Annotated in this window: 17 protein-coding genes and 2 pseudogenes; 5 read left to right on the top strand and 14 right to left on the bottom strand. The window is 60.1% G+C overall.

The features are described 5' to 3' along the window. From AC1DYF_RS38835 to AC1DYF_RS38850, 4 genes and pseudogenes are all read right to left on the bottom strand, one after another. Positions 1 to 1,250: pseudogene (locus tag AC1DYF_RS38835) on the bottom strand (OmpA family protein); the annotation flags it as partial. A gap of 7 nt (positions 1,251 to 1,257) precedes the next feature. Then, positions 1,258 to 1,923 (bottom strand): hypothetical protein, encoded by a 666-nt coding sequence (locus AC1DYF_RS38840; RefSeq protein ID WP_477884072.1) that lies wholly within the window; start codon positions 1,921 to 1,923, stop codon positions 1,258 to 1,260. A 713-nt stretch (positions 1,924 to 2,636) separates the two neighbouring features. Further along, positions 2,637 to 3,815: pseudogene (locus AC1DYF_RS38845) on the bottom strand (patatin-like phospholipase family protein). A gap of 284 nt (positions 3,816 to 4,099) precedes the next feature. After that, positions 4,100 to 4,582 (bottom strand): Lrp/AsnC family transcriptional regulator, encoded by a 483-nt coding sequence (locus tag AC1DYF_RS38850; RefSeq protein WP_477884073.1) that lies wholly within the window; start codon positions 4,580 to 4,582, stop codon positions 4,100 to 4,102. Between the two features lie 103 nt (positions 4,583 to 4,685). Here AC1DYF_RS38850 and AC1DYF_RS38855 point away from each other — a divergent pair, with 103 nt between their 5' ends. Genes AC1DYF_RS38855 through AC1DYF_RS38865 form a run of 3 tightly spaced genes read left to right on the top strand, consistent with a single transcriptional unit; the run spans position 4,686 to position 8,298 of the window. Next, positions 4,686 to 5,894 carry a diaminopropionate ammonia-lyase gene (locus AC1DYF_RS38855; protein ID WP_477884100.1) on the top strand — a complete coding sequence of 403 codons (1,209 nt, stop codon included), beginning with the start codon at positions 4,686 to 4,688 and terminating at the stop codon, positions 5,892 to 5,894. Continuing rightward, on the top strand, positions 5,891 to 7,138 hold the full coding sequence (locus tag AC1DYF_RS38860; protein WP_477884075.1) for an allantoate amidohydrolase: 1,248 nt from the start codon (positions 5,891 to 5,893) through the stop codon (positions 7,136 to 7,138). Before AC1DYF_RS38855 ends, AC1DYF_RS38860 begins: the two co-directional genes overlap by 4 nt. 2 nt (positions 7,139 to 7,140) lie before the next feature. After that, entirely contained in the window at positions 7,141 to 8,298 is a 1,158-nt protein-coding gene (locus AC1DYF_RS38865; protein ID WP_477884077.1) for a M20 aminoacylase family protein, read from the top strand. Positions 8,299 to 8,384: 86 nt separating this feature from the next. Here AC1DYF_RS38865 and AC1DYF_RS38870 read toward each other — a convergent pair whose 3' ends face one another. Next, on the bottom strand, positions 8,385 to 9,128 hold the full coding sequence (locus tag AC1DYF_RS38870; protein WP_477884079.1) for a prephenate dehydrogenase/arogenate dehydrogenase family protein: 744 nt from the start codon (positions 9,126 to 9,128) through the stop codon (positions 8,385 to 8,387). A 260-nt stretch (positions 9,129 to 9,388) separates the two neighbouring features. Between AC1DYF_RS38870 and AC1DYF_RS38875 the strand changes: the two genes are divergently transcribed. Both AC1DYF_RS38875 and AC1DYF_RS38880 read left to right on the top strand, forming a co-directional pair. Continuing rightward, the gene (locus AC1DYF_RS38875; protein WP_477884081.1) at positions 9,389 to 9,883 is read left to right on the top strand and encodes a DUF2165 family protein; all 495 of its coding nucleotides are present in this window, start codon (positions 9,389 to 9,391) and stop codon (positions 9,881 to 9,883) included. A gap of 184 nt (positions 9,884 to 10,067) precedes the next feature. Then, the gene (locus tag AC1DYF_RS38880; protein ID WP_477884083.1) at positions 10,068 to 10,406 is read left to right on the top strand and encodes a DUF982 domain-containing protein; all 339 of its coding nucleotides are present in this window, start codon (positions 10,068 to 10,070) and stop codon (positions 10,404 to 10,406) included. An 859-nt stretch (positions 10,407 to 11,265) separates the two neighbouring features. Here AC1DYF_RS38880 and AC1DYF_RS38885 read toward each other — a convergent pair. The 9 genes from AC1DYF_RS38885 to AC1DYF_RS38925 form a co-directional block, all read right to left on the bottom strand. Continuing rightward, a complete protein-coding gene (locus AC1DYF_RS38885) occupies positions 11,266 to 13,926 on the bottom strand; it encodes a nitrate reductase (RefSeq protein ID WP_477884102.1) in 2,661 nt (886 codons plus the stop codon). Then, positions 13,926 to 14,270, bottom strand: a complete 345-nt coding sequence (gene nirD, locus AC1DYF_RS38890; RefSeq protein ID WP_477884085.1) for a nitrite reductase small subunit NirD — start codon at positions 14,268 to 14,270, stop codon at positions 13,926 to 13,928. Before nirD ends, AC1DYF_RS38885 begins: the two co-directional genes overlap by 1 nt. A gap of 9 nt (positions 14,271 to 14,279) precedes the next feature. Further along, positions 14,280 to 16,604, bottom strand: a complete 2,325-nt coding sequence (locus AC1DYF_RS38895) for an FAD-dependent oxidoreductase (protein ID WP_477884087.1) — start codon at positions 16,602 to 16,604, stop codon at positions 14,280 to 14,282. A 27-nt stretch (positions 16,605 to 16,631) separates the two neighbouring features. Beyond that, complete coding sequence (locus tag AC1DYF_RS38900; protein ID WP_477884088.1) at positions 16,632 to 17,894, bottom strand: MFS transporter; 1,263 nt, start codon at positions 17,892 to 17,894, stop codon at positions 16,632 to 16,634. 321 nt (positions 17,895 to 18,215) lie between these two features. Beyond that, positions 18,216 to 19,430 (bottom strand): CmpA/NrtA family ABC transporter substrate-binding protein, encoded by a 1,215-nt coding sequence (locus AC1DYF_RS38905; protein WP_477884089.1) that lies wholly within the window; start codon positions 19,428 to 19,430, stop codon positions 18,216 to 18,218. Further along, positions 19,427 to 20,044: an ANTAR domain-containing response regulator gene (locus tag AC1DYF_RS38910; RefSeq protein ID WP_477884091.1), complete on the bottom strand. Its 618-nt coding sequence runs from the start codon at positions 20,042 to 20,044 to the stop codon at positions 19,427 to 19,429. Before AC1DYF_RS38910 ends, AC1DYF_RS38905 begins: the two co-directional genes overlap by 4 nt. A 266-nt stretch (positions 20,045 to 20,310) precedes the next feature. Continuing rightward, entirely contained in the window at positions 20,311 to 20,865 is a 555-nt protein-coding gene (locus AC1DYF_RS38915) for a MerR family transcriptional regulator (protein WP_477884093.1), read from the bottom strand. 108 nt (positions 20,866 to 20,973) lie between these two features. Next, positions 20,974 to 21,297 carry an integration host factor subunit alpha gene (locus AC1DYF_RS38920; RefSeq protein WP_477884095.1) on the bottom strand — a complete coding sequence of 108 codons (324 nt, stop codon included), beginning with the start codon at positions 21,295 to 21,297 and terminating at the stop codon, positions 20,974 to 20,976. A 109-nt stretch (positions 21,298 to 21,406) separates the two neighbouring features. Continuing rightward, complete coding sequence (locus AC1DYF_RS38925; RefSeq protein ID WP_477884097.1) at positions 21,407 to 22,378, bottom strand: beta-ketoacyl-ACP synthase III; 972 nt, start codon at positions 22,376 to 22,378, stop codon at positions 21,407 to 21,409. Positions 22,379 to 22,501 lie beyond the last annotated feature (123 nt).

Raw genomic sequence — 22,501 nt, forward strand, 5'->3', positions numbered from 1 at the left:
TGATAGAATTGCCATTGCGAATGAACGCGGGCGGGATCGACATGCGTTCCAGACAACAGCGACTGCGGGTCGGCGCCAAGCGGGTCTCTCAGGCCGGAAATGTAGAATTGTCCACCCCTCGCCGTTTGTTGGGCGACGATGATGCCCGGTTGGGTCCCCAGTCGCGACACGTAGGCCTGCCAGCGCTGTCCCGATTGCCAGGAAAGAAAGAACCAACCGCCTGCCGGAATCAAAACCAGCAGGACTGCAGCCACCACCAGCCACGGAAATCCCTGATTTGAGTCCTCCTGCTTCAGTTCAACGCAGGTCTGCAACTGCGTCTCTATGCCGGCCAACTGAGAACCGTCGCCGTCAAACTGCTCTAAAGCCTGTGAGTATTCATTATGGATGCGAAGCAACACATCGCTAACTATTTCATGTAATTCCTCTGGCGGATTTCCCCGGATCACCGAAACCAAGGTCGCAAACTGTCCAACTTCTGACCAGAGACGAAGCTCCCCAAAGCGGATAGTGTCCAGACCGCTCTGTTCTTTCTCGTTGAATGAGTCTTTAACAAAGTCTTGAATAGCACTGAGCATCGAAGAAATAAGTTGAGGATCTTCGCTCGTTGCGTTTTCGGCAGTTACATGCGCGATCAAAAGTCCGGAATTTCGGTCAATAAGAAAGACATGTTCTACGCGATAGACAAGAGAATGCTTTAGAACAACTTCTGAGAAGCTGGCACCAGTTCTCCAAGACTCAAATCTCCACTTGAGTCCATGCCAGGTAAATATATGTCTTAAAGTTTCATTCAGCGACTGAAAGGTCTGGTCGATCTTTTCCCCGATCGACTTGCGAATTGCCGGCAGAAACACCGGGTATAATATATCCGTCAGCGTGCGCGGGCTCTTCTTGATCGACCGTTGCACAGCCGTCTCGACGGCTGGCGTAAGGGCCTCGCCGAGCTGCATATGAGGCGCCCGTGCGGCTGCACTGGGAAGAATGCCGCCCACTGCTTCCGCAAGCTGCTCCGGTTCGCCCAGAAGATGCGTAACTCGTGAAAGCTCCGAAATTTCGCGGCCGACCAGCAACTGGCGCAGCGTTTCCATGCGGCGATCGGCGGTTGGAACTCCGTCGAAACGCGCATGATGGTCGGGATCAACGTTCCGGGCAATTTCGACCAAAAGATTAGCCAGAGCCGCGCGATCAATCTCGGTATCGTCCGAGGCGGCTCTTTGAGGAAACCTGATAGGGTCGACGCTCGACGTCAAGTTCCGATCAACTCGCTTTCCAGCCACGTTCTGAGGTGCTCTTGCTGCCGCCGGAATCCTGATTTATGCATTTTGCAACCTCGACAAACAGCCCAGCCAAAAGATTTCTGTCAGTCTTGACGTTGCTGAGATCGGAAAACATTTTCTCCATTAGCATCTGAATGCTTTCATTCTTTTGCTTGATTTCCTCACGCAGCAAATGATCGCTTCGACTTATCCGGTCCGAAACGTCGCGCTCAAGCTCGCTCAATTGATCCGACAACGCGCGCACCTGCTTTTCAAGTGCCTGATTTTGCTCGCGAAGATTCCGGTCAATCTCCTTGTCGGCCTCGGCTCGCGCATCTTTTTCGCTCCGCAATTGCGCCGCGAGCGATTCGACCTGCTTCTTTGCATTTGACTCGTACATTTCAAGATTGCGCTTGGCCTCGGATTCGACTTCCTTGAAGCGCTGCAAGAACCGGTCTTCAAGCTTGGAAAAACGGCGGTCATAGTCCTGCATCTGGTTGCCGAACAGCAGATCGCGTATCTTGTCGACACCCACAGCGTCACCGGAGAGCCCGCCCTCGCGGGCCTGGGTCGCCATGAAATTCAGTCCGTTTGCCTCTGCATTGCCTATCAGATTTTCGTCCGCTCTATTTGCGGAAGAAGTGGTACTCGAAGATTCCTTTGCCATCCTTACCCCTCCATTTAAACACCTGCCACAGTACAACTCCTCGAACAGGGAACAATGTCAGCAAAATAGCCGGCCCACAAGTCGAAATCTTCTTGACTTAGGCAGAATCTTCTTGGTTCAAGTCGATTCGCGGCGCGGCCGGCTTAAAAGCGGGCGGCCGCGAATTATCGGGGATCAAAGGCGGCAGGCGCGCGGTCGTCGAGCAGTGACGACCCGCAATCGTTACATTCAGGGAGGCATGCTGTTCAATCATAAGGCGATCATCCGAGTAACGATCACGGCAGGGCGCAATATGGCGCCGAAGGAGGCCGATCCGATCACGGTAAGAAGCGCTACGGGCGTTTGCGCGCACTCGCACAGATGGCGCGACTGTGTTTCAGCGTGGAATATTGGCCCACAGGCGGGGTGACCGACGTCTAACTCTTACGGCCGCAATACGACGTTTGCCAGAGATTGTAGCTACTGGTCAAAGTCCAAGCTACGTCTCGGTTTGGCGCATCAGCGATGCGAGGTACTGGCTCAAAGTTGCCGCATCAGTGCCCTCAAAGCATTGCTCGATGGACGTTTGCGTTAGGAATGCACACCCACGGGCTGAACAGCTGAGATGACGGCGCGAAGCCGTCGTTCAATGACAAGCCGCTCAATGTCAGCAATGAGCGAAAAACGGTCGAACACAAAGCTCCATGAGCGACCAAGGTGTTATTGCCAAGAGCTTAAAAGAACGGCTGATCTTTCCAAACCTTGCCCTCCAGCATTGCCGAATAGCCCAGGTTATAAACCGACCTCATGTACTCGGTGTTGAATGGGTCGGACACTGAATAGGGAATTTGCTTGTCGATTGCAGCAACACGGAAATGTATGCTGGTCCGCCTGGTATAACCGTACAGAGCCAGGAGCGAGCTGCGGGTCTGTTGACTTGATCAGGATCGAATAGGCACGCGCCATCACGGGAAGCGTCTTGTCCGACGTGATTGAGAATTCGGGCATCAGCGCATTGTTGACGATGACATACATGGTCACATTTTGACGCCTTGCCCCAGGGATCCGTCTTGCGCTGGCGATCAGTTTTTCGGGGAGCGTCAAAATCTGCGACGCCGAACCGCCGTCCGAGTGCATTTCTTCGATATCGTGATGTCCCACACGTGCCTTGATCATGACAGCAGGAAAGATGCCGGGTATGCTCGCCGAAGCAATCAGCACATCCTGGAACAGCTTCAGTGCTTCCGGCCGTCCGCTGTCTGCGATCGCACCCATGTTCCAGACCACGGCGCGTTGGGTGTCGAGATCGGTGGTCAGGACAAATAGCCGCCGCCCCTTGCGATGTTCTGCAGCGATCTGGGCGAGGAGCGCGCGCGTGACACAATGCTCGACCATCTGCCTGAGTGGCTCCGGTTTCAGCAGGCTCTTTCCGAGCAATCCGGTTCCCATCCACCTTGCTTCGACCAAATTCCTGGCCGTTGCGCTTGTATAGAGCCGTGTCAGGCTCTGATCATATCGCCGTCCCAGAAAAGCGTAAGGCGCGATGAGCGCACCTGTACTGACGCGGTGACGACATCGAATATGGGGCGTTTTCCGGTCTCGCTCCAGGCCGCCAGGATGCCTACGGTGAATGCCCCGCCGGCGCCGCCGCCCGATATCATCAGGACGTTGACATCGCGCTTCGTCGGCGAAGGTACCCATTTTTTCGGATCGGTCGGAGCCTTGTCCAGATCGGCATCGAGATAGGTCCTGATGTCCTCGAACCCGACGATTGACGCTGCCCGGGCCTCGGAAACATTGTAAATGGACCGCGGGGTCTGCGTGCATCCGGCCAGGATCAGGGCCAAAGCCGAAAGTGCGACCGCCGTCATGGCAATGCCGGACCGGTACTCATTTCCAGATCGATTTCGCATGCGCCCCCTTCTTGGATGCTCATGATCGATCTACCAGCGTCTTGCGGCTCCTGGGTTTCGGCGGGGTAAAATACTGTAAAGTTTTATTGCCGCCGTTGCGCGGAACGCATTCGTGGAACTGGTTGAGCAAATTGAACTCTGCCGCAGTTCCGGAGCGACCAAGCCTGCATGGCTGCTCACAGGCTGCCGCCGGAGAGATTTCCTTGAGTATCCACTCTGCGCCAGACGCCGAAGACATCGCGGGCGGGCGCGACAACACGCACCAGCCGCATCCCCGACCCAGCCTACGCCACCGGCACTTCCAGCCCTGCCTTGATCCGGTCCATGGCGACGAAGGTCCGGAAGCGTTTTACATTGTTGTTGCCGAAGAACAGTCTTCTGGTCAGCGCTTCATAGGCAGCCATGTTGGGCACCACGATCACCAGAACGAAGTCCGCCTCGCCCGTGACGTAAAAACATTGCTGGATTTCCGGCGTGGCGGCGAATTCACGCTTGGCGGTTTCGATCTGCTCCGCGGTCTCGCTGATCACCTCGACCTCGACGAAGATGGTGATCGGATGCCCGAGTGCTGCCGGATCGACCACGGCGACATTGGCCTGGATGATACCGGCCTCGGTCATTTTCTTGATGCGGCGCTGGACGGCGGGCRCCGAGAGGTTGATCGCCTCGCCGATCGTGCGCTGCGGCGTCAGATTGTCCTTCTGCAGGATTTTCAGGATCTTCCGATCGAAGTCGTCGAGCGCCACGCGTGGCGATGTCTGGTCCATGAAACTCTTGCCGCACGAAACAAAATTGCAAATCCCCGGCCGATATTCAGCGCAAATTTCGCCTCGAATGCAATATGTTTTCGCCAGGACAAGCGAGGTGACGATGTTCCTGACCAACACCAACGCCGCATACAGATCCGCTCTCGACCCGCGCGACGCCGAGACGCTCGGCGCCGTCGCAGCCAAGGACGTCGAGCGCTTCCTTTCGTTCCGCAAAAACAATGCCGAGACGCCGCTTGTCGCGCTGCCCAATCTCGCCCGCGAAATAGGCGTTGCCTGCATTCATGTGAAAGATGAAGGCCAGCGGCTCGGCCTTGGCAGCTTCAAGGCGCTTGGCGGCTCCTATGCGGTCATCCGCCTGGTGCTGGAGGAAGCCGGGAGAAGATTAGGGAGACCGGTCGACGTCAGCGAACTTCACAGCCCGGAGGTTGCCGCGGTGGCCGGGACGATGACCGTCGCCTGCGCAACAGACGGCAATCACGGTCGGTCGGTGGCGCAGGGCGCGCAACTGGTCGGCGCGCGTGCGGCGATCTTTGTCCATGCCGGCGTCAGCGACGCGCGGGTTGCCGCCATCGGTCGCTTTGGCGCGGAGATGATCCGCGTCGAGGGCACCTATGACGATTCCGTCAGGCAAGCCGCAAGGATCGCCGCCGAGCGGGGCTGGACGATCGTTTCGGACACATCCTGGCCCGGCTATGAACGCATTCCTGGCTTGGTGATGCAGGGCTATACGGCGATCATCCTCGAAGCGCTGCGCAGGCTGCCCGATCCGCCGACCCATGTTTTCGTCCAGTCCGGCGTCGGCGGCATCGCGGCGGCAGTCGCCGGCCATCTCGCCATTGTCCTCGGGGATAAACGCCCGATCTTCACCGTCGTCGATCCCGGTCGCGCGGCCTGCATCGCCGAAAGTGCGAAGGCGGGCCACCTCGTCACCATCCCGCATGGCGAGCCGACGGTCATGGCCATGCTCGAATGTTACGAGCCATCGCTTGTTGCCTGGCGCATCCTGTCGCGTGTGGCAGACGCCTTCATGACCGTGGACGAGGATGATGCAACAGACGTGATGAAGCGGTTGGCGCGACCGATATCCGGCGATCCGGCCGTGGTCGCGGGCGAAAGCGGTGGTGTCGGGCTTGCCGGACTGATCAGGGCCATGGCCAATCCCAAGATCAAATCGGAACTTGGGCTCGGCTCGTCCTCCCGCATCTTCGTCATCAATACGGAAGGCGCGACCGACCCAGCAAAATACCAGGAAATCGTCGGCATGTCGCCGGCCGCGGTCATGGCCGGCAATCTGGAGAAAGCGCGATGACCGGCTCGTCGATCGATCCAGGACGCCTGCTGGGACATATCCGGGCGCTGGGAGATATCGGGCGCGACGCCGATGATCGTCTCGTCAGGCTCTCTGCCTCCGATGCCGAGAAGCTGGGGCGCGACCGCGTCGTGGGTTGGATGCGGGACGCCGGCCTCGAAATCGCGATAGATCGCATCGGCAATATTTTCGGCATATGGAAGCCGGCAGAGGCCGCTTCGGCGGCCAGTGATCCGCTAATGCTGGGATCGCATATCGACACTGTGATCAATGCCGGCATTTACGACGGCTGCTATGGCGTGCTCTCGGGCCTCGAAGTCATCGAAACACTGAAAGCGGAGGGGTTTGTTCCGGCTCGCCCGCTCGTCGTTGCCGCCTTCACCAATGAGGAAGGCGTTCGCTATGCGCCTGACATGATGGGGTCGCTTGTCTATGCGGGCGGCCTGGCCATCAAGGAGGCACTGGCGACCATCGGCACCGATGGCAGCGTCCTCGGCGAGGAACTGGCAAGGATCGGCTATGCCGGGCCGCATGAGCCCGGCTTCCTGAAGCCGCATGCCTATATCGAACTGCATATCGAACAAGGCCCGGTGCTCGCACGCGAAGGCATTCCGGTCGGCGCGGTCGAGAACCTGCAGGGTATTTCCTGGCAGCGGGTGACCATCGAGGGCGACGCCAACCATGCCGGCACGACGCCGATGTCGATGCGCCGCGATGCCGGGCTGGCGGCAGCGCGCGTCATCACATTCCTGCGGACGCGCGCGCAGGCATCGAACACGCCGACGGTCGCCACAGTCGGCTGCATGGCTTTTGAGCCCAACGCGATCAACGTCATCCCGTCGCGGGCGACCTTTACCGTCGACTTGCGTGACCCTGACGAGGAGCGCCTTCAGGCCGAAGAGGCGGCACTTGCCGAATTTCTCGAAACGATTGCCGAAGAGGAACAGGTCGAGGTGACCACGGAGCGGCTGGCGCGTTTCGAACCGGTAACCTTCGACAACGGCATCGTGACGCTTGTCGAACAGGCGGCAATGGCGCGAGGGTTGAAATCGCGGCGCATGACATCGGGGGCAGGCCATGACGCCCAGATGATCGCGAGAATCGCACCCGCCGCGATGATCTTCGTGCCGAGTGTCGCGGGCATCAGCCACAATCCGAAGGAATTCACTCCCGAGGCCGATCTGGTCGCAGGGGCCAATATTCTGCTCGACGTCGTGCGCAAACTCACCAGACCGGAGGAATGACAATGGCAGATCTGCAAGCGCTTCAGGCGGAAATGACCGAATGGCGTCATCGCCTTCATGCCAATCCGGAATTCGGCTTCGAGGAGACATCGACATCCGCCTTCGTGGCTGCCAAGCTGCGCGAATTCGGTCTGGACGAGGTCGCCGAGGGCGTCGGCGGCACTGGGGTGGTCGGCACGATCAGGCGCGGCAGCGGCAATCGAGCGATCGCGCTCAGGGCCGACATGGATGCGCTGCGCATCACCGAGCTCGGAGACAAGGGCTACACGTCGCGGAATCCGGGCGTCATGCATGCCTGCGGCCATGATGGTCATACGACGATGCTGCTCGGAGCGGCGAAACTGCTGGCCGAGGATGGCGGCTTTGACGGCACGGTACGCTTCATCTTCCAGCCTGCCGAGGAATGGGGCAAGGGCGCGCTGGCAATGATCGCGGACGGTCTTTTCGAGCGGTTTGCCTTCGACGAGATCTATGGCATCCACAACATGCCGGGTCTTCCGATCGGCTATTTCCAGACCCGACCCGGTGCGCTCATGTCGGCCGAGGACAATTTCGAAATCACCCTGAAAGGCGTCGGCGGCCATGCCGCGCGGCCGCATTGGGGCAACGAAGTCCTGGTCGCCGCCTGCGCGCTGGTGACCAATCTGCAGACCATCGTGGCGCGCCGGATCGACCCGGCCGATATCGGCGTCGTCTCGGTGACCGAGCTGATCACCGACGGTACGCGTAATGCCCTGCCGGGCACCGCCCGCATCCTCGGCGACGCCAGGAGCTTCAGTCCTGAGGTCAGCGAACGTATCGAACAGCAGATGCGGGTGATCGCCGAGGGAACCGCCCTCGCCTTTAATGTCGAGGCCGACGTCCAATATTCGAGGGAGTTCGTTCCGCTCCTCAACGACGCCGGGCTTGCCGAAGAGGCACTCGCCGTGGCGACTGATCTCTATGGCGCTGAGAATGCCGAGATTGCGGACAAGCCGATGACAGGCTCGGAGGATTTCGCCCAATTCCTGTCGCGGGTGCCGGGTTGCTTCGTCTTCCTCGGCAATGGCAAGGCGTCGGCGCCGCTGCACAATCCGAACTTTGACTTCGACGACGCCGGCTTGATCCACGGCGTGAATTTTCACACCGGCATCATCCGTCGACGTCTGCCTGCAGCGTGATATATAGGCCGACGCCTGAACACGACACGCGACAACCGCGAAGGCAGCCGGATCGCCAAGGCTTGACGAGCAGCCGATATCAAGCGTCAAGTCGGCTCCTCCAGGGCTGAAGTCGTGGACTTGAAGCGCTTCAGGATATCTCCAGCATAAGGATTGGCCTTCAGGATTGCCTGGAACACTTCCGGCGCATCATACCGGACCATGTCCACGGCGGACATCAACAGTTCAAAGCTTCGTGTGGTCATGCGTGTCGGTTGCAGATTCATCTTCACCAGCACGCTCGCCACCAGATGCGTGATCCCCTGAACCTGGGCAACGTCCCGGTCGTGTGCCTCCGGTGTCGTCATGATGACATCGAGGCCGAGCATCCTGCAAAAAGCCGCCACCCGGAAGCGTCGCCCGCGAATGGGGCATATGGCGATCGGTAATCCGCGGATACCGTCACGCGCGCTCTGCGGGCCGAAAAGCGGATGTGTCGCGACGACCTCGACATTGCCGGGAAGCAGTTCGTCCATGATCGCGGCAGGCTCGACCTTGACGCTGCCGACGTCGAGGACGAGCGTCCCGGGTTGCAAAAGCGGAGCGAGGCGGGCGACGACGTTGCGCATCTGGCCGACCGGAACTGAGAGGATGACGACGGGGCACGCCGCGACGGCCTCGAACGGCGCCATCGATACGTTGAGCGCTTCCGCTCTCGCAGCGTCGGCTTCAATGTCGAAAGCCATGATCGGAAAGTGAGAGCAGAGATGCTCGGCCATCAATTGCCCGAATGCGCCGAAGCCTATAACGCCGATCGGCATCTTCGTGAGTTCATTTGGATTGTTAGACATGACGTCCTCTCGAAAGCCACGCGGGCCAGAGGCGTCCGTCAACATCAACCGCTGGCCAGGCAGCGGTTGAACATAATGATGCACCCTGCCGCTATTTCTGCGGCGCGTAATAAAATCCAGTGAAGTTCGGCACGGTCATCATATATTTTGGATATCGGCGAAGCCAGCTAAAGTCAATCTGCCGATCATGCGCCTGCCCGGTGCGATCGGTCGGATCGGATGGACACGTTGTGCGTCCAGAGGGGGAACGGGAGGTCATCTTGGTTGTCATCAGGCTTTGCAAAATCGCACTCGTGGCGGCGAGCGCGCTGTTTTTCTCGTTGGTCGCTTACGGAAACATCGCCGACTATGGCAGCAATTGGCTGTTCGTCCAGCATGTGCTCTCGATGGATACGACCTTCCCGAATTCCAGCCTGCATTGGCGGGCGATCACCAATCCGTCCATGCAGGAGGCGGGTTACTGGCTGATCATCGCGGCGGAAATGATCGCGGCCGCGCTTCTCTGGCTGGGCGCCGCACGTCTGCTGACCGTCGCCGCAACGCCGGCATTCAAGGGGGCTAAAGGTATTGCCGTCGCCGGGCTGACTATTGGACTTCTGCTCTACATTGTGGGCTTCATCATCGCCGGCGGCGAATGGTTTGCCATGTGGCAGTCCGCAGTCTGGAACGGCCAGCAGAAAGCCTTCGACTTCATTGCGATGATCGGTCTCGTGCTTGTCGTCCTCCTGTTGCCTGACGGTGATCACGCAGAATAGCCGTTGCCCTCTTCTCAGGATTGCGCAAGTCGCTCGCAGTGAAGGCTGGCAACAGCATCTCGGCCTGTAACCGGGAAAACGGCCAGAATTCCGAATCCAATGCGCTAAAATACCATTCTCGCGCAAGCGACCTATCGTATTTTACGACCTCGTCAGAAAGCACTGTTCGGAAATGCACTACGCGATGAGCACCGGGACTTGGAATCGCATCATTACTATCGAAATCGCTACCAGAACGCATATGGTGGTCCGCGTCGAAAATACCCGTCAGGCCGCCGAATGCCTGCTGGGCGAATGGCCGGTCAAATCAGGCTTTTACTACCATCGCGCCATACTGGCCTGCACGCGGGCGCTCAAAGGTGAATTGCCGGATGAAGACGCGCGCTTCCTGTTCACCGACGCCATCGACGATGCACACCTGCCCTATCTCGTATCGCTCAACAATGCATCGCGCGATGAGCTCGATACGGAGATCGCCGCAATCTGTGACGAAATCGCGTTCGAAGATCGCACCGCGCAATAGCGGAATCTTTGGTAATTGTCCGTTTCTGGGATTTCGGATAAAGCCGCACCCAGTGGCGGCTCAGCTCTACCGGTCTGACCGGCGTGGACGTCCTGCACGATCTGAGGCAGGACAGAGTGAAGTGATTAATGAAACATTCGGGGCAAATTCATACAGCTAATATCGGATGCGGGAAACCGGACCGTCATCTTCCTCCGACCCTAGCTTATGGATCAGCCCAAAAATGCGCGACCAAGTCCCGCGTCCGGACACGGAAACGGACCGCCGCCCGATAATGGTGGGGATGCGATGTGCGGGCAGTGCCCGCGCAGAATCCGGCAGCGGCAGCTGTCTATCTTGATGTTCGATGTCCGACATGGGTTTCCCCGCTAAGCGGCGATTCAACGTTCTGTGACCCGGATAAGTTCCGGCAGCACATGACCGATAGTCCATTTGACGGACAAAAATTGGCAGCATCTCGCAAGCCCTCCCCGCCGGCCGCTATCTCTACGACTCCCGATCGGCCGGCGGATCATATTAGCTTTGTCGAACTTTAACACCTGCGAAAGTATCGCATGGGAAAACTAACGCAATTGTGAAGTGCAATCGGAAGCGCGAACCAGCAAGGCAGCGGGGAGAGCGTGGCGACCGTTAGCATCGGTGCACCCCTTTTTACATCAGGGGTGCCGGCCGCGACTGCATCGGGTTCGCGGATGTGCCGGATTGCCCTTTGCAGGGCCACAGCCCACAGCAACCAAAAGGCAACCTGAGGCGCATCGCAATTTCCAGGCTTTGCTCCCGGTCTTTCAGCCCTCGTTTCTGCACATGCCTTTATTCCGGAGCCTGAACCCAGTTTCGCAGACTATGCGCGGAAAGCGATTCATTCGGCTGCTGCTGCGGCGGCGCAGCCGTCGATGATTCCCCGGATCTCGGCGCGGCAGGAACCGCAATTGGTCCCTGCATTGAGCGCCTTGCCGATCGCTTCGACGCTCCGGCAGCCCTGCCGGGCGGCAGCGACGATCTGGTTGACGCCGACGCTGAAGCAGGCACAGACGGTGGCACCGGGATCCGGTTTGTCGGCACCCGGCCGGCCGGCGACGAGGGCAAAGCGCTTGCGGAGATTGCCGTGTTCGGCAGTCAGTTGCGCGATTGCCCAGTTGCGGGCGACAGCGACTGGTTCGGACGCCAGGAACAGAGCGGCGAGCAGGCGATCCCCATCGAAGAAGGCGAGCCTTATATCACCGGACTGACGGTCGACATAGCGGAGCGGCTCGATTGTATCGGGAATGGCAAAAGCGCTGCGGCACAAGCTCACCCAATCTTCGACCGGCTGCCGGAAAGCGAGTTCCACACGCCAGCCGCCATCGGCCTTGGCCAGCGCCCAGTAATCGGCGTTGAGATGATCGGGTTTTGCCTGGGAGACGGCAAAACCATAATATGCCGCCTTGAAGCGGCACGCTGCAACCGCGACATTCTTCGACGCCGGCTGACCCGAGATCGGGTCCGTCACCGGCGGAACGAGCGTGTCGATGCGGGCCCTGGCGGTAAACTGGTCGTTCCAGTGCATCGGCACGAACACGCTGCCGCGCGCCTGACGTTCTGTAATCAGCGCGCGGACGACGACGCTGCCGTGGGGGCTCTGGATCTCCACCAGGCTTGCGCTGCCTATGCCCAGCTCAATGGCATCGCGTGGATGCAGTTCGGCGAAGGGCTCGGCGATATGGGAGAAAAGACGTGCCGTTTTGCCGGTCCGCGTCATCGTGTGCCACTGATCGCGAATGCGGCCGGTGTTCAGTATGAAGGGATAATCAGCGTTGGTGCGGTCTGAAGGTTTCGGCACAGTGGGAACGAAGCGCGCCTTTCCGTCCGCATGATAGAAACCGCCCTCGGTGAAAAAGCGCGTTTCGACCGCCTCCCGCCCCGTCGATTGCGGCCATTGGAAAGGCGCGAGCACGTCATAACTTTGCTGGTCGATAGTGGCGTAGGCGCCGATATCGAAATCACGGCTGCCATTGTTTTCAAACGCCGAAAGCGCTGCGTGTTCAGTGAAAATCTCAGCATTCGACTCAAAGGCGAAGGCGTGGGAAAAGCCCATCCGCTGCCCCACCTCCGCTAGCTGCCACCAATCTGCGCGCGCCTCTGCCGGCCGATCGAGGAAAGCACGCTGACGGGAAATGCGGCGTTCGGAATTGGTGACCGTGCCGCTCTTCTCACCCCAGCCGAGTGAGGGCAGCAGAACATGGGCGTGCCGCGCGGTATCGGTGTCCTTGAGGATGTCGGAGACGACGACGAACGGGCAGGCCTTGATGGCAGCCTCGACAATGTCGGCGTCGGGCATGGAGACGACCGGGTTCGTTGCGATGATCCACAGCGCCTTGATCCGCCCATCGGCAACCGCCCGGAACATGTCGACCGCCTTTAGCCCCGGCTTGGCGGCAATCGCCGGCGACTGCCAGAAGCGCTGCACGCGGTCACGATCGCCTGGATTTTCGATCGCCATATGGGCAGCGAGCATATTGGCCAGCCCACCGACCTCGCGCCCGCCCATAGCATTCGGCTGCCCGGTAAGCGAAAACGGCCCCATGCCGGGGCGACCGATGCGGCCGGTGGCAAGGTGGCAATTGATGATGGCGTTGACCTTGTCCGTGCCGGCTGAGGACTGGTTGACGCCCTGGCTGTAACAGGTCACGACCTTTTCGGTCGTGGTGAACAGGCGGTAGAATTCGCGCAACTGCATGGCCGGCAGACCGGTCATTTCCAGGACTTCCGTAAAGGACAGGCCGGAGGCGGAGGCGAAGGCCTCGGAGAAACCGCTGGTATATTGGGCGACGTAGTTCTGGTCGACCGCGTTGTTCTTGATCAGATGTGAGAACAGGCCAACGAACAGCGCCACATCCGTGTCCGGCCGGATTGCCAGATGTAGATCGGCAATGTCGGCCGTCATCGTCCGGCGCGGGTCGATGACCACGACCTTCATGCCCGGGCGGCGCGCCTTGGCAGCCGCCAGCCGCTGATAGATGACCGGATGGCACCAGGCGAGATTGGAGCCGGTGAGGATCACCAGGTCGGCGAGTTCAATATCTTCATAGGTCCCAGGCACGGTATCCGAGCCGAAGGCGCGGCGATGGCCGGCGACGGAGGACGACATGCAGAGGCGAGAATTGGTGTCGATATTGGCGGAGCCGACGAAACCCTTCATCAGCTTGTTGGCGACGTAATAATCCTCGGTCAGCAACTGCCCGGAGACATAGAAGGCGACCGAGTCCGGCCCGTGTTCGGCTATGGCGTCCGAAAACCGGTTTGCGACCAGATCAAGCGCTTCGTCCCAACCGGCACGCTGCCCGCCGATCTCGGGGTGCAGGATGCGTCCGTCGAGATCGATGGTTTCCGCTAGCGCCGAGCCTTTCGAGCATAGCCGCCCGTAGTTAGACGGATGGTCCGGATCACCCTTGACGGAAACCGCGCCGTCATCGCGCACGGTGGCAATGACGCCGCAGCCGACGCCGCAATAGGGACAGGTGGTCTTGACCTCCCCGTCCATCATTCCGCTGCCATCATCAGGCTTTCAAGCGCGATGAACAGCGCGCCGTCCTCGTTGCGCAGCGGGATGGTCCGCACTGCGCCCTCGTCAGCGCCGAGCGCCTTGCCGGTTTCGAGCGAAATCACCCAATTGTGCAGCGGGCACGTCACCGCCTTGGCATGGACGATGCCTTGCGAGAGTGGGCCACCCTTATGCGGGCACTGGTCCTCGATGGCGAAGACTTCGTTTTCCGCGGTGCGGAAGACGGCGATTTTGCCCTGCGGTGTCTTCACACAGCGCGCACCGCGCAGCGGGATGTCGGAAATGTCGCCGATCGGGTGCCAGTTGTTGTTTGGCCAATCCATGTCCAACTCCTATTCCGCTGCCTGCTGGTAGCCGATCGTCGCCATCGGCCTGAATTCATGCTTGTCCTTGCCGGAAACGCGTTCCGACCAGGGATCGACCTGGGCAAATTTCTGGCTGAAGACGAAGCGGTCGTAATAGGCCTTGCGCTTTTCCGCATCGCCCATGATCTGCCTGCGGATCTCGTCGAGGCCGACACGCTTTGCCCATTTGTAGATGCGCTCGAGATATCGGCCCTGCTCGCGATACATCTGCGTCAACGCGACGATATGTTCGAGCGCCTCGTCCTCGGTCTTGACCAGACCGAGCACTTCGGTGCCCTTGATGTCGAGACCCGCCGCGCCGGCGAAATGGATCTCGTAGCCGGAATCGACGCAGATGACGCCGATATCCTTGCAGGTGGCTTCGGCGCAATTGCGCGGACAGCCCGAGACCGCCATCTTCAGCTTGGCCGGCGTCCAGGAGCCCCACATGAATTTCTCGATGCGGATGCCGAGGCCGGTGGAATCCTGCGTGCCGAAGCGGCACCAGTCCGAACCGACGCAGGTTTTGACGGTGCGCAAGCCCTTGGCATAGGCCTGCCCGGAGATAAATCCGGCCTTGCCGAGCTCTGCCCAGACTGCCGGCAGGTCTTCCTTTTCGATGCCGAGCATGTCGATGCGCTGGCCGCCGGTGACCTTGACCATCGGCACATTGAACTTGTCGACGACGTCGGCGATCGCGCGCAATTCCTTCGAATTGGTGACGCCGCCCCACATACGCGGCACGACGGAATAGGTGCCGTCCTTCTGGATATTGGCGTGGACGCGTTCATTGATGAAGCGCGACTGATAGTCATCGGCATATTCGTCCGGCCAATCGCAGACGAGATAGTAATTGAGCGCTGGCCGGCATTTGGCGCAGCCGCAGGAGGTCTTCCATTCGAGCTCCTGCATGACGGCCGGAATGCTCTTCAGGCCCTTGGCCTTGATCAGCCGGCGGACCTCGTCGTGACCAAGCGTCGTGCCGAGCGATGTCAGGCCCTTTCCCGTGATCGTCGAGACGATCTTGCCCTTGCAAACGCCGTTGCAGCCGCAGATTTCCGCATCATCCGGCAAGGCTGCAACGGCCGCCATAGGGTCCAGCGGGGACCCTCCCTGGTAGGCCTGGCCGAAGATCAGCGTCTCGCGCATGCCGCTGATATCGGTCTGTTTCTTCTTCAGGTCGTTGAACCAGGCGCCATCGGCTGTTTCGCCGTAGAGAACGGTGCCGATGATCTTGTTCTGCTTCAGCACGATGCGCTTGTAGACGCCGGCGGAAGCGTCGCGCAGGACGATTTCCTCACGGTCGTCGCCGTCGGCGAAATCGCCGAGCGAATAGAGCTCGATGCCGGTCACCTTCAGCTTGGTCGGCGTATCCGAATGAACGAAGGCGGCGGAGCGATCGCCCGCCAGATGCGAGGCGGCGACGCGCGCCATCTCATAGAGTGGCGCGACAAGGCCATAGACTGTGCCGCCGACCTCGGCGCATTCGCCGAGCGCCAGGATATTGCCGTCCGAGGTCTGCATGCCGTCATCGACGACGATACCGCGATTGACGGCAATGCCGGCGTCGCGCGCCAGCCCGACACTCGGCCGGATGCCGACCGCCATGACGACGAGCGTCGCCGGGATGATGCGGCCGTCATCGAGCTCGACGCCCTCGACCTTGCCGTCGCCGACGATCGCCTTGGTGTTGGCCTTGCAGAGGATCTTGATGCCGCGGCCTTCCAGTTCCTTCTCAAGGAGATAGCCGGCAGAGGGGTCGAGCTGCCGGTCCATCAGTGTCGGCATGACATGCAGCACAGTGACATCCATGCCGCGTCCGGCGAGACCGGCCGCGGCTTCGAGGCCAAGCAGTCCGCCGCCGATGACGATGGCCTTCTCACGCGACTGGGCGGCGAGCAGCATGGCCTGCACGTCGTCGAGATCGCGATAGGTGATGACGCCGCGCAGATTGTTGCCGGGCACCGGGATGATGAATGGCACCGAGCCGGTGGCGATGACCAGTTTGTCGTAGCTTTCGGTGACGCCGTGATCGGAGGTGACCGTCTTGGCGAGGCGATCAATCGCCACGATCTTGTGGCCCTTGTAGAGGGTGATGCCGTGCTTGATATACCAGCCGTCGCCGTGGATGATGATCTCTTCATACTCCTTCTCGCCGGATAGGACCGGCGAGAGCATGATGCGGTCGTAATTGACCCGCGGCTCGGCATTGAAGATGGTGACCTGGTACTGATCCGGCGCCTTTTCCAGCAGGTGTTCCAGCATGCGGCCAGGCGCCATGCCATTGCCGATGATGACGAGTTTTTCAGTCATGAGTTCAAGTCCTTCGATTGCATAGGCTCAGGCGGCGGCAACGGCTTGCGCCGAGGAGCTGCGGCGGTTGAGCTGCATGACCGACAGATGCATCCAGACGAGCGAGATGACGACGACGGCGAAGAGCAGCATGAAGCAGCTCGACCAGAGGCCGGTCATATCCTTGAGAAAACCGAAGGCGATCGGCAGGATGAAGCCGCCGAGGCCGCCCATCATGCCGACGATGCCGCCGACGGCGCCAACGCTATCGGGATAATAAGCCGGGATGTGCTTGTAGACCGCCGCCTTGCCAAGGCTCATGACGAAGCCGAGCACGAAGATGACGACGATGAAGACCAGAGGGGTAATGCCGTGCGCATTGCCGCTGCCCGCTGCCGGCAGGGACAGGATGAGCGTTGCGACCGCGGCAACCGCAAACATCGTATACATGACGCTGCGGGCGCCCTTCTTGTCCGACAGCATGCCGCCGAAGGCGCGGAAAATGCTGCCTGGGATCGAATAGGCTGCTGCGACCATGCCTGCGGTTTCCAGGTTGAAGCCATAGACACCGACGAGGTAGCGCGGCAGCCACAGCGACAGTGCCACGAAGCCGCCAAAGGCGAAGAAATAGTAGAGCGAGAAGCGCCACACCTGGATGTTCTTCAGAGGCGCAAACTCCTCGGCAAGGCTCTTGGATGCGACACCCTGCTGACGCCGCAAGCGGAATGCCGGATCATCCGACGTGGTGAACCAGAAGACGATCGCCATCACCGCCAGCACAGCCGCCCAAATCTGGGCGACGGACTGCCAGCCCCAGGCCATCAGGACGAAGGGTGCGGCAAACTTGGTCACGGCGGCGCCGACATTACCGGCGCCGAAGATACCGAGCGCCGTTCCCTGCTTTTCCGCCGGAAAGAAGGGCGAGACATAGGCCACGCCGACCGCGAAGGAGCCGCCGGCGAGACCAACACCGAGGCCTGCAATCAGCATCTCGGTATAGGTATGGGCATAGGAGAGCAGGAAGGTCGCAACTGCGGCAGACAGCATGGTGAGCGTATAGACCAGGCGACCGCCATAACGGCCGGTCCAGATGCCCAGCACGATGCGGACGAGCGAGCCGGTCAGCACGGGCGTGCCGATCAGCAATCCGAACTCGGCTTCGTTCAGGCCGAGCTGCTGTTTGATGCGGATGCCGATGATCGCAAAGATCGTCCACACGGCGAAACAGAGCGTGAAGGCAATCGTGGAAATCCACAATGCCTTGGCCGGCTCGCCGGCGGACATGGGCTGGGTTTTCTCGATAACAGACATGGCTTCTCCGAGGCCCGACAAGGTCGTGCCGATCCATCTTTAGGGGTTAAAAACAAAAAGCCGCTGCTCAAGAAACGCTTGCACGAAAGGGGCGTGCGCGAAAATCCTGATCAGCGGCTTTGCTGGTGGCGCCCGCCATTGGACGCCGAATTCGTGACCCGAAGGCCTGCCTATATCAAAGCAATCTTCGTGCCAGATTGAAAAAGCGCTTATTTTTCAATGAAACCACCCGCCTCACACACTCAAGCGGCTAGGTCGGCATTATCGGAGAAGCAGCTGCTGCACTAAATTTTGTGCAATGCGCATAAAATAGACGCGCGGCTAGCCGTGCGTTTGCGACGCAATATAGCCGTCCACATCGTCCGGATCGAACAGGCCGCCGTCGAAAAATCCATCCGGCCCGAGCGTCAGCGCACCGCTGGAACCGACCGGCGTTTCGACGCGGAGCGCGCCCTCTACCTTGGCGCTCGCCGCCGGCAAGGCGACGCCCATCGCCTTTAACGCGCTGCGATAAATATCGGGCCTGTAGCTGTCCCCGGCAATCCTCTGATGCTCGGCCATGTGCCGCACCTGACCCCAGCGGACCATCTGCGTGTAGAACCACAGCGCATGACTTTTCCAGGGAAAGGTCGCAGCCTTGGCATTGGGCACGAAGAAGTCCTTTACATCAAGAATTTCGCCGCCACCGGTGTGAAGCATGCCGGTCAGGGCCGGCAGCAGGCTTTCCGCCGGACGACCGACATAAGCAGGCCGCGCCATGAGATCGGCCAATTCGTGCCGATTGCCGCTATCACCGCACCAGAGCGAGGCTTTGTAGAGCGCCTGCAACAACGCCGACAACGCCTCGGCGTGACCGTCAGCCCATCGGCTGTTGACGCCGAGCACCTTTTCCGGGCTCGATTTCCAGATCGCAGCCTTGACCGTCGCAAGATGCGCATCATTGTGGAGAACACCGAGCGTATTCCAGGGCTCACCGGCGCAATAGCCGTCGATGAGATTGGCGGTCAGAGCATCGGCCATGTCAGGCGGAGGCAGGATGCCGATCTCGACGTCGCGGTCCGGATCGATGCCATTGGCGGCGAGCCAGTAGCGCAATTCGTAATTATGGCCCGAATAGGGATGGACGACGGCGAAGCGGAGCCGTTCGCCCTGGCGATGATCGATGACCTGGCGCAACGCCTGCCCACTGGAACGGGCATCAAGATCAGGCAGAGCGCCACGGTCACCCATCTCCCGCCAAAGGCCGGCGGAGACGGTGACGGCATTGCCGCCCAGCCCCATCGCCATCGGCACGATCATGCGCGGTGCCGGCGCGGTCAGCCCGAGATTGCAGGCGATCGGCATGGGCGCGAGAATATGGGCGACGTCGAAATGGCTGACGGCAAGCCGGTCCCGGATGGTGGCCCAGGACCGTTCGCGCACAAGCTTTAGATCGATGTCCAATTCCGCCGCAAAGCCCTTTTCCCTGGCGACGACAAGGAGTGCACTATCGAGAAGCGGCAGGAAGCCGGCATTGATCTGATGTTTTGATGTCATGCGCTTGTTCCCGGGTCGAGAAGGCTTGCGGCGGTGATCAGGCTCTGCGCGATCTCGACGATCTTCCTGTTCTGGTTCATCGCCGTTCGCCTGAGCAGAGCATAGGCCTCGTCCTCCGACAGGCCGCGCGAGCGCATCAGCAATCCCTTGGCGCGATCGATCAGTTTGCGGTTTTCGAGTTCGCCACGCGTCTCCTCCAGTTCGCGGGTCAGGCGCGAATAGGCGTTGAAGCGGCTGATGGCCATTTTCAAGATCGGCCGCACCCGTTCCTGCTTGAGGCCGTCGACAATATAGGCGGAAACCCCCGCCTCCACCGCGGCCTCGATGGAAGCCTCATCGGACTTGTCGACAAACATGGCGATCGGGCGCTTGACCACCCGCGAAATCTGAAAAATGCTTTCCAGCATGTCACGATTGGGGTTTTCGATATCGATGACGATGACATCGGGATTGATGTCCATGATGCGGCGGGCAAGGCCGTTCATGTCATCGATGATCGTGACATTGTCATAGCCCGCTTCGCGCAAGCCCATTTCGATGATCGAGGCCCTGATGCTGTTCTCGTCGATGACGAGCACATTAATATCGCCAGGCTTGGAAAGACGGTTTGCCAAGGATTACCACCGGTCGACAATGCCGGGCACGAAGACAGGCCGAATCGGCCTCGGCATCATTATCGGAAAAATTGCCATGCTTGTTGCGCTGCTCTCTGGTCGACACTCTCTCGCGAAGCTCGCGTGGCCGTTCAATGCGCGAACGTCGCCCGAAAATCAAGCAGTTTCGACACTTGCCTATTTAATAGGCACAAATCACAGAAATTGCACAGCCGCGAAAACAGTACGCAGCAGCTGTCTACGACGATCGTTGCGACCGCATGCCCTCACCGTACCTGATCCAACAGCCGCTTGCATTCCAGGAGATCGAACAGCGCCTCCTGCAGCAAAGCCCGATCCTCCTTGCCGATCTGCGGGCCGCCGATAGCGGAGAAATCGTCGTCGCCGCCGCCAATCAGGCCGAAGAATCGACGATGCGTCGGCGGCTTGGCGCGGCCGACGATCTGGTCATCCTCGAAAGTGGGTTGCGGTTTCGGCTGCGGCGCGGGGGCGGCCTCTTCCTGCTCTTCCGCCTCGCTCGCGGCAGCAAGCGCCTCCATAGTCGCGAGATCGCCGCTGGCAGCGGCGGCGACGAATTTGTTGCCGTTGTTTTTCAGAAGCTTTTGCACACCCTTGATCGTATAGCCGTGATCGTAGAGCAGATGGCGGATGCCCTTGAGCAATTCGACGTCGTCCGGCCGGTAGTAGCGGCGGCCGCCGCCGCGCTTCAGCGGCTTGATCTGGGGAAAACGGGTCTCCCAGAAGCGCAGCACATGCTGCGGCAATTCGAGCTCGTCAGCCACTTCGCTGATGGTTCGGAAGGCATCCGGGCTTTTTTCCATGGCTGAGGCGGCTCCGCGTGACGGACAGACTGCCGGTCCGGCGGGCGAACCAGTATGAACTTTCGATTATAAGCAATTGAAACAGCCGGAAAAGGCCGAATTTATGTTTTAGGCCTTCGCCTTCGCCTTACGGGAGAGATGGCTCTTCAAAATCCGGCTCTTGAGCACGTTCGAGGCCTTGAAGGTCATGACCCGGCGCGGCGAGATCGGCACTTCCTCGCCGGTCTTTGGGTTGCGGCCGATACGCTCGTTCTTGGCGCGCACCTGGAAGGTTGCAAAGGAGGAAAGCTTGACGCTTTCACCCCGCACGATCGCGTTGCAAATCTCGTCGATCACCGTCTCCACGAGCTGGGCGGATTCGGTTCGCGACAATCCGACTTTGCGGAACACAGACTCCGCCAGATCCGCCCTCGTCACAGTCTTGCCGCTCATGGTCCCCCGCTTATTCTATTTTAGACGTGAACACGGGCGAAGAGTATTGTTGTTGCACCTTCGGGTCAAGCACCGCCGCGCACCCGGAAGCGACCTTTTTTTTCGTGTATTACCAGCGCAGTAGCACCGATCCCCAGGTGAAGCCGCCGCCCATGGCTTCGAGCAGGACAAGGTCCCCTTGCTTGATCCTGCCGTCTGCGGTTGCAGCGGCCAAAGCGAGCGGAATCGAGGCGGCAGAGGTGTTACCGTGCTGATCGACGGTGACCACGACTTTTTCCATCGGAATGCACAGTTTTTTAGCGGAGCCTTCGATGATGCGGATATTGGCCTGGTGCGGCACCAGCCAGTCGATCTGGTCGACCGAAAGTTCCGCCTTGTCGAAAGCATCGACAATGACGTCGGTGATCATGCCGACGGCATGCTTGAACACTTCGCGGCCTTCCATTCGAAGATGTCCGACCGTGCCGGTCGACGACGGGCCGCCGTCGACATAGAGCTTTTCCTTGTGGGTGCCGTCGGACCGAAGCGAGGCCGTCAGCACGCCGCGATCGGTATTGGCGCCTGTCCCCTCGCCCGCTTCCAGCACCACGGCGCCGGCACCGTCGCCGAAGAGCACGCAAGTTGTCCGGTCGGTCCAGTCGAGGATTCGCGAGAATGTTTCGGCGCCGATCACCAGCACGCGCTTGGCCATGCCGCCGCGGATATAGAGATCGGCGGTGTTCATCGCGTAGACGAAGCCGCTGCAGACCGCCTGCATGTCGAAAGCGGCGCCGTGACGGATGCCGAGACGCTGCTGGATGTTGACCGCGGTGGCGGGAAAGGTGTTGTCCGGCGTCGAGGTGGCGACAATGATCAGATCGACGTCATCGGGCGCCAGACCGGCATTGGCAAGGGCGGCACGCGCCGCAGCCTCGCCGAGCGAGGCAGTGGTTTCGTCGTCACCAGCGATGTAGCGCTGGCGGATGCCGGTGCGCTGTATGATCCATTCATCCGTGGTATCGACAATGGATTCCATTTCACGGTTGGTCAGCAGCCGCTTCGGAAGCGAAGCGCCAACCCCACGGACGATTGATCGGATCATACTATTCCCGCCGTTTCCTCCTGCGCATCCGAGGGAGGGACGCGCAGCGCATGATATTTTTTTAGGTCGGCTTGAATTTTCTCGAACAGACCGTTGCGGACCATGTCATAGCCGACCTTGATG

This window comes from Rhizobium sp. P2_G9 (assembly GCF_056403475.1).

Excerpts from the sequence above, each read along its gene's own strand:
- AC1DYF_RS38925 (WP_477884097.1), bottom strand. The coding sequence starts at position 22,378 with ATGATCCGATCAATCGTCCGTGGGGTTGGCGCTTCGCTTCCGAAGCGG.
- AC1DYF_RS38865 (WP_477884077.1), top strand. The coding sequence starts at position 7,141 with ATGGCAGATCTGCAAGCGCTTCAGGCGGAAATGACCGAATGGCGTCAT.
- nirD (WP_477884085.1), bottom strand. The coding sequence starts at position 14,270 with ATGGATTGGCCAAACAACAACTGGCACCCGATCGGCGACATTTCCGAC.
- AC1DYF_RS38840 (WP_477884072.1), bottom strand. The coding sequence starts at position 1,923 with ATGGCAAAGGAATCTTCGAGTACCACTTCTTCCGCAAATAGAGCGGAC.
- AC1DYF_RS38905 (WP_477884089.1), bottom strand. The coding sequence starts at position 19,430 with ATGACATCAAAACATCAGATCAATGCCGGCTTCCTGCCGCTTCTCGAT.
- AC1DYF_RS38900 (WP_477884088.1), bottom strand. The coding sequence starts at position 17,894 with ATGTCTGTTATCGAGAAAACCCAGCCCATGTCCGCCGGCGAGCCGGCC.
- AC1DYF_RS38885 (WP_477884102.1), bottom strand. The coding sequence starts at position 13,926 with ATGGACGGGGAGGTCAAGACCACCTGTCCCTATTGCGGCGTCGGCTGC.
- AC1DYF_RS38855 (WP_477884100.1), top strand. The coding sequence starts at position 4,686 with ATGTTCCTGACCAACACCAACGCCGCATACAGATCCGCTCTCGACCCG.
- AC1DYF_RS38880 (WP_477884083.1), top strand. The coding sequence starts at position 10,068 with ATGAGCACCGGGACTTGGAATCGCATCATTACTATCGAAATCGCTACC.
- AC1DYF_RS38895 (WP_477884087.1), bottom strand. The coding sequence starts at position 16,604 with ATGACTGAAAAACTCGTCATCATCGGCAATGGCATGGCGCCTGGCCGC.
- AC1DYF_RS38860 (WP_477884075.1), top strand. The coding sequence starts at position 5,891 with ATGACCGGCTCGTCGATCGATCCAGGACGCCTGCTGGGACATATCCGG.
- AC1DYF_RS38870 (WP_477884079.1), bottom strand. The coding sequence starts at position 9,128 with ATGTCTAACAATCCAAATGAACTCACGAAGATGCCGATCGGCGTTATA.
- AC1DYF_RS38915 (WP_477884093.1), bottom strand. The coding sequence starts at position 20,865 with ATGGAAAAAAGCCCGGATGCCTTCCGAACCATCAGCGAAGTGGCTGAC.
- AC1DYF_RS38920 (WP_477884095.1), bottom strand. The coding sequence starts at position 21,297 with ATGAGCGGCAAGACTGTGACGAGGGCGGATCTGGCGGAGTCTGTGTTC.